The following is a 12,035-nucleotide window of genomic DNA, read 5'->3' as shown; positions in this document are numbered from 1 at the left end:
GCGACAGATCCGAGAAACTGGCCTCCTGATGCTCGGTCTGGTGGTCGGTGCTCGGTCTGGTGGTCGATGATCGGTCTCATGGTCTGATGCTCGAACGGTTCTGACGTCGTGCTGACATGGTTGCCGATCCTGGTGTGTGCCGGTCTGGCGATCAACGGTGTGCGGCTGCGCGGCCGGCTGCGTCGCCTCGACACCCTGCCAGCCTCCGGCCGCCCGGTGGACCCCGCGCATGAGTTCCTCGTCGCGACCGGGGTCCGCCTCTCCGACAGCGGCCGACGGGCGGCCAGTTACCACGCCAGCCGGGACCGGCTCGACGTGCTCGACCTCGTCCCGGCGGACCTGACGGCCGAACGGGCGCTCGACCTCGCCCGGATGGTCGACACCCGCACCTACCGGGCCGACCGCTGCGTGCCCGGCCGCGGCGCCTTCCAGGTGCTGCTGGTCCGCTCCGAGATCCTCCAGCGGGCTGGGATCACCCGCCGGGACGGTTTCGACCCGGTGGAGCTCGTCGACATCACCGAGCGGCTGAAGACCTTCGCCTCCGGCTCGACGGATCTGGCGGTGCTGCCGGAGCTGCGTGCCGCCCGGGACGACGCGGCGATGCGCGTCCGCGTCCAGCAGCGGGCCTACCGGTTCACCCGGCAGAACCAGCTCTTCCCGTTCGTACCCCAGATCGCCACCGCGATCGGCTTCCACGTGAACCAGCCGTTCGGCCTCGCGGCCATGGCGCTGTTTTGGTTCCAGCCGTTCTTCGTCTGCGCCGGCCGGGTGCCGCTGTCCTCGCGCGATCTCATTCGTTCCCCCATCGTGCGCATCCTCGGCGGGGTGCTGTTCGTGGTCGACTCCGTGCGGGCCGGCCGGGCGCAGGCCGTGAAGGCGGCCGAGGCGAAGGCCGCCGGGCTTCCCCCAGACCCGGTCAAGCGTGCGGCCAGGCAGGAGACCGCAGCCAGCCGCGCCTCCTACTCCCAGGACGTCCAGGCTGGCCTTGACCGGTTCCTGCGCCACGACCGGGCCGACTGCCCCTGGTGCGGATCGGTCGAGCTTGCCACCCGGGTGGAGTCGCCGGACCTGCTCCTGCGCAAGCCCGGTTCCTTCCGGCTGGACGGCTGCGAGCGCTGCGGACACGTCTTCCTCAATCCGTCGCTGAGCCCGGCCGGGCGCGAGTTCTACGACCGGGACCGCTACGACGGCCTGCGCACCGATGTCGCCGAGCAGGCTCTGGCCGCGATCGCCCGCGACCGGCGCTTGCCGTCCGGCCGTTCGTGGTGCCACGGACCTGGCTGGACGTGGGGGCCCGGTACGGTCACTTCGCCAACGCGGCCCGCGAGGTATGGCCGAGGACGGTGTTCGACGGGCTCGACACCTTTCCCGGCCTGGCGAAGGGCTTGGCGCGCGGCTGGGTCGACCACGCCCACTACGGCCGTTTCCCCGACGTCGTCGACAGCCTTGCCGGCCGGTACGACGTCATCAGCATGTTCGACTACCTGGAACGCCGCGACGACCCGTCGGCGGAGCTCGACGCCGTCGCGAAGGCGTTGCCGCCTGGCGGGCACGTCGTCTGCGAGCTGGCCAACGCCGACTGCCGGCAGGCCCGCTGGCTCGGTCGGTTCTGGCCCGGCTGGGCGGTCCCCGGGCGCGCCCACTTCATCCCCGTGGAGAACCTGATTGCCGCGCTGGAGGACCGGGGGCTGCGGCCGGTCACGGTGCGCTTCGCCGCGGCGCGCCGTCCCGGTGGCCTGACCGGCGCCCTGCTGCTCGCCGTGGCCATGATCGCGCCACGCCCCATGCCGTGGCTGCCCCAGCAGGCCGGCCCGGCCGGCGCGGCCGGCCGCGTCCTGGTGATGCTTGTGGCCAGCCCCCTACTGGGACTGGCCCGGCTCCTCGACCGCCTTGCCGGCTGGTACGCGCACGACGCCCGGTACGCCGGCACCTACCTGATGATCGCCCGCAAGGAGCTCTGACCTCGACCGATCTCGGCGATGAGCGCGGTGTTGCCCATGCGTCGAGGGTTTCCTCCAGCGACTCCAGGTCGTCGACGCTGATGACGATCGCGCTGGGCCTGCCGTGCCTGGTGATCACGACACGCCCGTGCTCACGTTCGACGCTGTCCACGACCTCCGAGAGCCGGTTCTTCACCTCCGCCAGCGGCATCTGTTCCGAGAACGACATAGCCACGAGTACAGCAAGCTTGTCCTCCGTCGGGGCTAGGGTGCCGGATCGATGGGTCGGACCGGCCAGGTCTCGAGGCGCCAGGCGGCGTCCCAGAACATCAGCAACATGCGTGGACCGGTTGACCGGAATGTGCGGCGCGGCACAGGGATACGGGACGTGCCGAACGAATGTCCCGCGGAGCTCAGGAGGCCAGCGCCCGCGGAGCGCGCGGCACCGACGCCGACCAGCCGCGGTCACGCAGCGCCCCGCCTACGAGGGAAGCCACCTCGGCCGGGGCGTCCCGCGCCAGGCGTGCCGGCAGACGGATGAGAAGCTGGCCCGTCGGCTCGGCGACGACCGTCGGCCGGGGGGCCGTCGCCTGGATCTCCACCCGTACGCGCCACGGCTCGTACCAGACGTCGAGGCGCGCCATCGGCTCGTCCGCGGGCCCGTCGACACTCGGGGTCCCCGCCGGCAACCCCCACTGCGCCTCGATGCGGCGGTACATGATCTCGGTGAGGTGCGGCGCGTCCCGGCCCAGGTCGTCCAACGTCTCGGTGATCAGCGTCCGGCGGCTGATCGGACCACGCCGGGCCAGCGCGGTCCGCAGGCTCGCGACGGTGACGAAACGCCGGCGGACGGCGTCGACGAGCAGGCCCTGCGCGTCCGCGCGGGTAGACGCCCACTCGGCCATGTCGATGACGGACCGGGCGGGGGCCGTCCGCCGGGGCAGGTGGAGGGGATCGATCTCGGTGATGTCGAGCCGAGCGCTGTGCCGCAGAAGCACGCCCGGCGGCGCGGCGATCCGACGGTCGGTGGGCAGGAGAACCGTCACCGGGCCGGTGTCGTAACCGTCCAGACCCGCGAGCCCCGCCGCGCAGGCGCCCGCGAGCACCGCGTCCGGGCCGACGGCCTGCAGGGCCCCCCACAGCTCCTGCATCCTCGTCACGGGTGCGGCGGCCGTGATCAGCACGCCGCGGAAGGGTTGCTGCCAGCGGCCGTCGTTCAACCGTCGGCGGATCTCGTCGCGGGTGATGCCGGCGTTGATCGCATCGCGCATCGTGATCACGCCGGCCTGCATGGTGGCGATCTCCTGCCAGGAGAGTCGGCCAGGGTTATGGGCCATGAGAAGACGATGGCGGTTGTCTGTCCGTTGGGCCAGAACCTTTTTCGGGCTGTGGATAACTTTCGGCTGTCTCCTTCCTGACGGCCGCGTTCCGGCCCGGGTCAGCCATGCCCCGGGTGGTGGTCCCCGACGCCGGGAACCCATCCCCGCGTCCCCGGGTGAGTGCTCTGACCCCCGGAGCCGCCGGAGCCGCTGGGACGTGTCTTGGGCGGGACGAGCCGGTAGACCTCCTCGTCGGCCGGCGGTTGCTGGCCGATGCCCGGAAACCCGACGGGCGGGGCGGGCTCGATCCGACGCCGTTCCTCCGCGCCGGTCCGCGCCAGACCGGCATGATCAGTACCAGCCTGGCCCGTACCAGCCTGGCCCGTACCAGCCTGGCCCGCGCCGGACTGGATCATCCCGGCTCCGGCGGTTCCGGCGTGGTGACCCGCCAGGGGCGCGGCGGCCGCGTCGGGTACGGACCAGCGGTCGGCCGGGGAGACCCCGGGCAGCAGGACGGTGCCCGGATTGCAGTCCCCCGGCACCACCCGTCCCGCCCCATCGACCGGGTTGACCAGCAGGAATGCGGTCGCCGGCAGGGTCTGGACGGTGGTCGGCTCCACGGTGAACTCGTAGACCCGCTGGGAGGTCGTGCCGTCGGTCGTCGAGTCGCTCACCGACGAGTTTGTCGTGCGCTGCCAGGTCTGCGATCGCGACGTCGTCACCGACTCCTGCCATCCGGCGTTCTTCGACGTGTTCTGCAACCAGGGCGGCAGCCGGGTGCCGTCGTAGGTCCGGCCGGTTCCGCCGCTGGTGCCGGCCGTCTCCGAGGTGCCGTCCTGGTCACCGACGCTGTCGCTGTCGCCGGCCGTGAAACTGCGCCCCACCTGGGCCGTCACCTGAGACATGACGAAGCGGTAACCACGCCCGATGAACTCCGCCGCGGTCGCGGCGTCCTTACCGTTTCCCAATCGCATGATGATAGTCGAGCCCCCCTGGCTGCCCAGCACCCGTTCGGCGTCGTCGGCGAGCCGTTCGAAGAGCAGCACGAGCCGCACCCCGGCGAGCTCGGCGTGGCGGGTCAGCCCGGTCAGGACCGCTCGGCCGAGATGGTCCGCCCCGGCGACAACCAGCATGTCCCGGCTGGTCGGCCCGCCCCGCTGGCGGCGACGGAGCTGGTGGAGCACGGTCTGGACGAGGAGCCGGTCCGCGAGTTCCTTGCGGTGGGCGGACGAGTCCCGGCTCGACGTGGCGAGAACCCGCAGCCCGGGTACCGGCCACCAGGCCGCCAGCGGACGGGGCACACTGTCGGCCCTGGTCGTCGGCACCCTGGTCGTCGACCTACCGGCTGCGGCCGTCAACATGTGGGCCTCGACCGTCGCGGCCGGTGCCATCGCGGCCGGTGCCGTTGCGGCCGTGGCTGGTGGTGGCGGGCTGAGCGCCTCCAGCGAGGAACGCAGGTAGCGCAGCTCATCGGCGATCCGGTCGCCGCGGCCGAACGCGTCCATGTGCGCGGTGAGCTCCCCGGCCTCGGCCGTCGACAGCGACATGGCCGCGCTGCCGTCGTCGAGACCTTCGAGGACGCGCAGGCCCTCGGCGAGACGGCGAATGCTGAGCCGTTCGTACAGAACGACGGCGACGGTGGTGACCAGATCCGCGTGCAGGGCGCGTCGGTGCGGATCATCGCCGCTCTCCTGGGACAGGCCGAACGCGTCGGCGACGAGCTCGCCGGCCTCCCGCGGCCCGAGGCCGTCGAGGAGTGCCACCTCGTCGAGCTGGCGGGGCAGGTCCCAGGACTCCACCGGCCAGCGCGCCTGGCCGGCGAGGCGCGCCAACCCCCCGCCCACCGTCCGCTCGCTGAGATCGACGAGCAGGATGCCGGTGCCGCCGGTGAGCACCGAGCAGCCCGCGGTGGCCAGCAGGCTCGCCCATCCGTCGCCGGTTCCGCCGAACACGTCGATCCTGGGGGTCGCCGCGGAGGCCGAGACGGGATAGAAGACGGCGGTGGCCTCCCGGCGTTGCAGCTCGGCCCGGTCGTGCGCGTCGACCTCGGTCTGCCAGGACGTCAACGCCTGTAGGTAGCGGGTGTACCCGTCGGCCCGGGCCGACGCGGCCCGGGATCGCGTCCGGCCCAGCCAGCAGTGCAGGACCAACGGAGGCAGGCACGCGACCACGGCGAGCGAGTCCCGCCGGGACGAAGAAGAAACCCCCCTCGCCCGCGAGCAGCGTGCCGAACACCACGAAGGCCATCGGCAGGACGAGCCGGGTCAGCAGGGCGCGGACGGCATGGTTTCGCCGGGCCGTGAGCGCGGTCAGATCGGGCGGTTCGGGCTCCTGCCAGGCCGGTTGACGGTCGGCGAGCGGGCTCGGGGTCGATGGACCGGTGTCGACGAACTCCCAGCCCCAACGCTCCCGTGGAACGAAGAGCCCCTGGATCAGTCGGGCCTCAGCCGTGGTCAGCGTGCCCACCCCCATCGCCGACCCTCCGCCGTCCCACTCGCCTGCTCCTGCGTTGCCGCCCACCGTGTCGCCGCCCACCATGCCGCGACTCCCCGCTCCCGATCATTGTGCACCTGGAAACGATCTCGGCACGTCCGGTGTCGATACCGGGGCGTTACGTGGCCATTATGGCGTATGGTGTCCACTCTGTCGCATTCCGCCGTGCATGCAGGCCCTGCCGTGCATGCCGGCCCTGCCGTAGCGCCCCGACGGTCGACGGGCCCGGGCGCTCAGTCCTGCGCTGTCCCGAACGTGGGTGCCGTCCCGATGGGCGGGCCGGGGGCGATGGCTGCCGCGGTGGACTCCGGTGGGGCGCTCCCCGGTCCGCTCGGCGCGGGGCCGACGAGGTCGGAGATCTGAGTGGCCAGCTCGGCCAGTCCGTCGCCGGTGCATGCCTGGTGGAGTGCGTCCGACAGCGAGGCGGCATCCGCCGCGCCGGTGAGTTCCCGGACCGCCGCGGTGAGGCCGCTGACCGCCGGATCACCGATGTTGACCTTCTCCCGGCCCGGAGCGTAGAGGGCACTGTTCTTCATCCGGGTGAGCTGTTTGCCCACGGTCTTGCCCGGCAGGGTCAGACCGCGCTCGCGCCAGGCCGCGGTGAGCGGATGCGGGCCCGCGTCGGCCCCCCGCCGGCGCACCGCGTCGATCAGTGCCTGCCGGACGTCCTGCCAGCGGTACACGCCCGCGGTCAGGTGCCGGGAGTCGACGGTGTTCGCCGCGTCTGCCGCGTCTGCCGCGTCCGCCGGGGACGGCGGCAGGCCGAGGAGCCGGCGCAGCGTCGCGAGCAGGGCGGTGGTGAAGTCGTCGGGGTCGACGAAGGGGCGCAGCGCGGCGGCGCGGGCGTCCGTCGCCCGGTCGGCGGCATGGGCGAGCGCGCAGTCGAGGATGCGACCCGGCAACGCAGCGAGGGTGGTCCGCAGGGGTTCCGCCGGAGCGAACGGCGCGATCCCGAGCAGATGGGTGAAGCCCATGACCTGGTGCGCGGCCACCGCCTCGACCCACACCACCAGCAGGGGATCGCGGGCCGCGGGGGCGGACGTCTCCGTCTCCTCCAGGGTGCAGGCGGGACCGGCGACGCAGGCCGCGCCGCAGCCGAGGCTGCGCCGTCTGGCCAGGGGCACCTGGTCGTAGTGCGCGAGGCGCGCGCTTTCCCGGTCGTCTCCGGCGACCATCCGGGCCAGCACGGGACGGTCCATGCCGTCCGCGCTCACCGCCGCCACTCCCGCCGGCAGCGCGACGACCAGCTCGGACTGGTCGTCGCGCAGGTTCATTGTCGCGCCGACGGCTTCCCGGTCGTCGGCGGCCGGGAGCCGGTGCATCACCTTCAGCGCGGTGTTCTTGATAACGTCGGGAAGGATTTTCGCTGGGATCTGTTCCACGACAATGAGCCCCTCGCCGTAGGCGCGGATCTCCGCGAGCAGCGAGGCGAACAGGTCGACGGCGGCCGCGGCCGGGCCGTCGGTGACGTTCTTGAGCAGCCGGTGGGCCTCCTCGAGGACCAGGACGTGGCGCAGTCCGCCCGCGCCCGCGTTGCCGTACCGGACCCGCAGATGCTCCACGACGCGGATCAGGACGGCGCCGAGCAGGAACGCCTTGTCCTGGTCGCTGGTGATGTCCTCCAGCTCGAAGACGACGTTGCGCGCCAGCAGGGCGCCGATGTCGATCGGATGCCCGCCCTCGAAGAACCGACCGGGAGAACCCTCCCGCAGGCTGCCGATGCGCACGTCGACAAAGCCCCGGACGTCCGCCGTGACCTCCGCGCCGTAGCCGATATTCTCGACCACCCTCGTCGCGGTGCGCTGCAGGTCCCCGAGGGTCGGATATCGCCTGCGCACGTCGACCTTCGGGTCCTCCTTCGGCCCGGCCACCCGGAATCTGGGCCGGTGCGCGGGCTCCGGCCGGTCCAGCACCAGGTTCCATCCCAGGTCTTGGTAAGAGACCGTCAGCGCGCGGGCGAGCACCTGGGGGAACGGCTCGTGCGCCTCGAACGCCGCCAGGAACAGGGCCCGGACGAGATCGATGTGGCTCTGCAAGGGAAAGCCGGGCTCGGGTTCCAGCGGGTTCAGCGACGCCGGTGGAGCGTCGAGCCGGCCCGGCCTGATGACGAGCACCTGGGCGAGGCCGGCGAGCCGCCCGGCCATCCGGGCGTACTCGGCCTTGGCCGGCTCCAGGACCAGCCACGGAACGGGCGCCGGAGCACGGGTCAACGACTCCAGCAGCGACCGCACGGTCTGTGACTTCCCGGATCCGGTGGCGCCGCAGACGAAGGCGTGCCGGTTGAGCGTCGCGCGGGGAACCGAGAACGCGCCGGCCGGCATCCAGCCGGCGTCGAGCACGTCGCCGAGCCGAACGGCGCCGGGCGTTCCCCGGGGGTCCGCGGGACCGGACCGGTTCGGACCCTCGGGCGTCACGTCGAAGGCGTGCGGTGTGATCAGGGTGATACCCGGCAGCTCACGGCCGGGCGGCCGGGCCAGCGCCGCCAGCAGCTCCGCGCTCGCTCGCGGCGAGGGCCGCGGCGAGCCGGCCAGCCCGCCGGTTCCGGTTCCGGCTCCGACCCCGGTTCCGGCTCCGACCCCGCCGAGGGCCCCGCGAACGAGGTGACCGGGCCGGTCGGACTCAACGTGTAGGGCAGCCGGTCGAGATCGCTGGAGCTGCACAGCAGGGCGGCCAGCGAGACCGCGCCGGCCGGGGTCACCCCACCGACCAGGATCTCCACGTCCCACATGCCGCTCGACGCGCCCCGGCCCAGTTCCCGGTAGCGGGCCTCCGCGCGCTCCAGGTCGAGCCGGGTGCCCTGGTCGTTCTCCCGCCGGCGCAGCACGGGAATCGATCGCGAGAGGTCCGCCCGTTCCTCGGCGAGATGTTCGGGGGGCACCGGCCACGCGAGCACAAGCCAGGCGAACGGGCCGACGAGATGCGCGGCGTAGTCGTCGAACGATCCGCGGCGGGTGTCCGGCGGCCGGACGTCGGTGCCGGGATCGGCGGCCCACAGGGCATCCGGGAGGCCTTCGCACCGCAGCCAGTAGGGGAAGCCTGCGAGCTGGGCGGGTACGGCGTCCGGTGGCAGCGCCACCGCTGTCGATCCCGGCGGGTACAGCAGCGGAACCGCGGTTGCGGCTGGTGTCGACGTGGCTGTTGCGAGCGACGTGGCCGGTGTCGACATGGCCGCCGCGGTCGGGTCTGTCGTGGTCGGGCCCGCCGGGAAGAAGGGGCGGCCGCCGGCGAGGAACCGGATGTGCGCCTCACCCGGGCCCCGTAGCCAGGCGACGGCGATTCCCGGCCGGGCTGCTCCCGGCACCGGGTACGGGCCGCCGCGAGTGGACGCACCGGAGACGGTGGGTTCGTGGCCGGGCCCGAGCGAGGTCAACTGCGCGTACGCGCCGACGAGGGCGGCGAAGAGCGCGGCCGGTACGGGATCGGGCCGGTCGGGTGTGTCGGGTCGCCGAGGGGCGGTGAGGATGCGGTGGAACCGGAAACCGGCGAGCACGATCGGAGGGGCCTATTCGTGCCGGCTGCGCCGGGAACGGCCGCCGGCCGTCCGTACCACCATGCCGGGCTCCTCGTGGTCTTCGTCTCGTCTCTCCGCGAACATACTTCTGATCATCGATGCCGATGTGGCAATCTATCACCCTCCGCTGGGCATTGGATCCGGATCGTGTCCATCATTGCTCGAAGTACTTGAATTCTGAGATCGGGGAGGAGCGAGGGTCGAACATGGAGGCATGGACGGTTGTCTCCGATCGTCACGGTCCCGGGCGCATGGACTCCCGTCGTCGTGATCGCGGTCTGCGGGTGTCGTGGGCCGACGCACCGGCGGCTGCTCCGGGATACCTCCCCGAGTCGGGGTACCTCGCCGGGCTGGGCTACCTCGCCAGGTCGGCGCGAATGATACGTATTGTCATCGCCGGTGCATTATGGCCGCAGCCGGATGGCGCGGGCGTGGCGGCCGCCGGGGGTGGCAGAGGTCACGGGGGTGGCAGAGGTCAACAGTGCGTCGCCGCCCCGCCCGTGGCGTCGTCCCGGAAGTCGGAGGCATGGCCGATCATCGCAGGAATCGCCGCCGGACCGAGACGCGTACGAGCCCCCCGCGGGGTCGCTCGGTCGCGGTCGGTGCCGCCGCGGTGGGTGTGACGTTGGCCGTGGGGGCGGCCAGTGCACTTCATCTCAGCAGTCCCGGCTCGGACCCGGGCTCCTCGCATGACCTGTCGGTGTCCCTACCGTCCGGGCCCAGGGGCGCGCCCCAGCTCGGACGCACATCCGGGCTCGATCCCACCTCCGAAGCACGCCCGGCGGGAGTGGGTGGGCCGGTGAGGACGAGCCGGGCGGCCGGCACCGGCGCGGACGGTCGGGCGGGGCCCGCCTCCGACCTCACGGCGATCCCCGAGGTCGGACCGGTGATGATGACGAAGATCCCGCAGGCCGCCCGGCAGGTGATCGTGGTGAGCGGCATCGACCGGAACGCGAACACCAACAACGTGACGCTGTGGGAACGAGCCGATCCCGGCTCCGCCTGGGAGACCTACGGCGCCCCGCTGATCGGCCGCAACGGCGCCGACGGCTGGACGTATGACCATCGGGAGGGCGATCTGCGCAGCCCGATCGGCGTGTTCAGTCTCACCGCCGCCGGTGGCAAGCTGGCCGATCCGGGCACCGGTCTGCCCTACGAGTATCGCCCGTCGTTCTACCGGGCGACGGGTCCGCGGGGCGAGCTGATGCCCGACGCGTTCAACTACGTGGTCGCCATCGACTACAACCGACTGCCCGGGCATCCGCCGTCGGACCCGACCCGTCCGCTGGGCCCGCAGATCGGCGGGGACATCTGGCTGCATGTCGACCACAGATCGCCGACGCGGGGCTGCATCGCGGTGGAACAGGACGCCCTCGTGGCCATTCTCCGTTGGCTGACCCCGATGGCCCATCCCATGATCGTTATGGGAGACGCGGCGGACCTCGGCGCCGACAACGCCCGCCCCTGAGCCCCTTGCCTTGCCTATCCAGAGGGATAAATCAGACACAAAAGCCTCTGGACAGGCAAGGAAGCCGGTGAGGCTCAGCCGGCTGGCTTCTCCGCGTGCTGTTCCGCGTGCCCACCGAACTGCTTGCGCATCGCCGACAACAGCTTGTCGGCGAACAGGCCATCCCCGCGCGAGCTGAACCGCTCGTAGAGGGACGCTGTCAGCACATGGGCGGGAACGCCCTCCTCCACGGCGGCCAGTACCGTCCAACGTCCTTCCCCGGAGTCGGACACCCGGCCGCTGAACTCGGTGAGTCCGGGATCCTCCTGCAGCGCGGCGGCGGTGAGGTCGAGCAGCCAGGAACTAACCACGCTGCCCCGCCGCCACACCTCGGCGATCGCGGTGGTGTCGAGGTCGTACTGGTAGTACTCCGGGTTGCCCAGCGGGGCGGTCTCGGCGTTGTGCTCGGCGGACGTCGTGCCGATGTTCGCCTTGTCGAGCACCGCGAACCCCTCGGCGAAGGCGGCCATCATGCCGTACTCGATGCCGTTGTGCACCATCTTGACGAAGTGACCGGCGCCGTTCGGGCCGCAGTACAGGTATCCCTTCTCGGCCTGGGTGATCTCGCCGGTCCGGCCCGGGGTCCGCGGGATGGTGCCGACGCCGGGTGCGATCGTCTCGAACAGCGGCTCTAGGCGGGCCACGACCCCCGGTTCGCCGCCGATCATCAGACAGAAGCCGCGTTCCAGCCCGAACACGCCCCCGGAGGTGCCGACGTCGACGTAGTGGATGCCCCGCTCGACGAGCGACGCGGCACGCAGGATGTCATCCCGGTAGTAGGAGTTGCCGCCGTCGATGATCACGTCGTCCGGCGCGAAGTGCTCGGCCAGGGCCGAGACGGTCTCACCGGTCAGCCCGGCGGGCACCATGATCCAGGCAGCCCGGGGCGGACGCAGGGCTGCGGCGAACTCGGCGAGGCTCCGCGTCTCCGTGGCGCCCTCCGCCGCCAGGGCCTTGACGGCCTCGGGGTTGACGTCGTAGACCACGCATTCGTGACCACCGCGGATCAGCCGGCGCACCAGGTTGGCACCCATCCGGCCGAGTCCGATCATCCCGAGCTGCATCTTCATCTCTCCGCTGGTTCGTCTCGATGGCCCGCTCCGGCGTGTCGCCGGGACGGGCCCGGCCTGGCGCTCCTGACGCCATTCTCCGTGCTGCATCCGTGCTTCCCCGTCCGTGGTGCACGTGCTTCTCGTCTCCGAGCCGGCGCCGGCCCGGTCACGGTCCGTCCGTGCCGTCCGTGCCGTCTGGATCAGTTGGATCAG

At 72.0% G+C, this 12,035-nt stretch carries 7 protein-coding genes and 2 pseudogenes; 3 read left to right on the top strand and 6 right to left on the bottom strand.

Features of this window, described 5'->3' with window-relative positions; all coding sequences use genetic code 11:
- Positions 1-1,025: 1,025 nt before the first annotated feature.
- Both ACY5KJ_RS11635 and ACY5KJ_RS11630 read left to right on the top strand, forming a co-directional pair.
- A pseudogene (locus ACY5KJ_RS11635) lies at positions 1,026-1,643 on the top strand (class I SAM-dependent methyltransferase); the annotation flags it as partial.
- Between the two features lie 9 nt (positions 1,644-1,652).
- Positions 1,653-1,961, top strand: a complete 309-nt coding sequence (locus tag ACY5KJ_RS11630; RefSeq protein ID WP_462203354.1) for a hypothetical protein — start codon at positions 1,653-1,655, stop codon at positions 1,959-1,961.
- Between the two features lie 61 nt (positions 1,962-2,022).
- Here the strand turns inward: ACY5KJ_RS11630 and ACY5KJ_RS11625 are convergent.
- The 5 genes and pseudogenes from ACY5KJ_RS11625 to ACY5KJ_RS11605 form a co-directional block, all read right to left on the bottom strand.
- Positions 2,023-2,151: pseudogene (locus tag ACY5KJ_RS11625) on the bottom strand (type II toxin-antitoxin system Phd/YefM family antitoxin); the annotation flags it as partial.
- A 202-nt stretch (positions 2,152-2,353) separates the two neighbouring features.
- Positions 2,354-3,277 carry a type IV toxin-antitoxin system AbiEi family antitoxin domain-containing protein gene (locus ACY5KJ_RS11620; RefSeq protein WP_462186468.1) on the bottom strand — a complete coding sequence of 308 codons (924 nt, stop codon included), beginning with the start codon at positions 3,275-3,277 and terminating at the stop codon, positions 2,354-2,356.
- A gap of 101 nt (positions 3,278-3,378) precedes the next feature.
- Positions 3,379-5,430: a hypothetical protein gene (locus ACY5KJ_RS11615; protein WP_462186469.1), complete on the bottom strand. Its 2,052-nt coding sequence runs from the start codon at positions 5,428-5,430 to the stop codon at positions 3,379-3,381.
- A gap of 555 nt (positions 5,431-5,985) precedes the next feature.
- Positions 5,986-8,166 (bottom strand): ATP-binding protein, encoded by a 2,181-nt coding sequence (locus tag ACY5KJ_RS11610; protein WP_462203353.1) that lies wholly within the window; start codon positions 8,164-8,166, stop codon positions 5,986-5,988.
- Positions 8,167-8,186: 20 nt separating this feature from the next.
- Positions 8,187-9,242: a hypothetical protein gene (locus tag ACY5KJ_RS11605; RefSeq protein ID WP_462186471.1), complete on the bottom strand. Its 1,056-nt coding sequence runs from the start codon at positions 9,240-9,242 to the stop codon at positions 8,187-8,189.
- Positions 9,243-10,062: 820 nt separating this feature from the next.
- On the opposite strand from ACY5KJ_RS11605, the gene ACY5KJ_RS11600 reads away from it, so the two are divergent.
- Positions 10,063-10,731 carry a L,D-transpeptidase family protein gene (locus ACY5KJ_RS11600; RefSeq protein WP_462186472.1) on the top strand — a complete coding sequence of 223 codons (669 nt, stop codon included), beginning with the start codon at positions 10,063-10,065 and terminating at the stop codon, positions 10,729-10,731.
- 74 nt (positions 10,732-10,805) lie between these two features.
- On the opposite strand, the gene gnd is transcribed toward ACY5KJ_RS11600, so the two are convergent.
- On the bottom strand, positions 10,806-11,834 hold the full coding sequence (gene gnd / locus ACY5KJ_RS11595; protein WP_462186487.1) for a phosphogluconate dehydrogenase (NAD(+)-dependent, decarboxylating): 1,029 nt from the start codon (positions 11,832-11,834) through the stop codon (positions 10,806-10,808).
- Positions 11,835-12,035 lie beyond the last annotated feature (201 nt).

It is taken from the genome of Frankia sp. CcWB3 (assembly GCF_977927595.1).
This window is presented reverse-complemented; position numbering and strand designations above follow the sequence as displayed.

What these genes read in the sequence shown, in the direction of transcription:
- ACY5KJ_RS11620 (WP_462186468.1), bottom strand. Translation starts at nt 3,277, where the DNA reads ATGGCCCATAACCCTGGCCGACTCTCCTGGCAGGAGATCGCCACCATG.
- gnd (WP_462186487.1), bottom strand. Translation starts at nt 11,834, where the DNA reads ATGCAGCTCGGGATGATCGGACTCGGCCGGATGGGTGCCAACCTGGTG.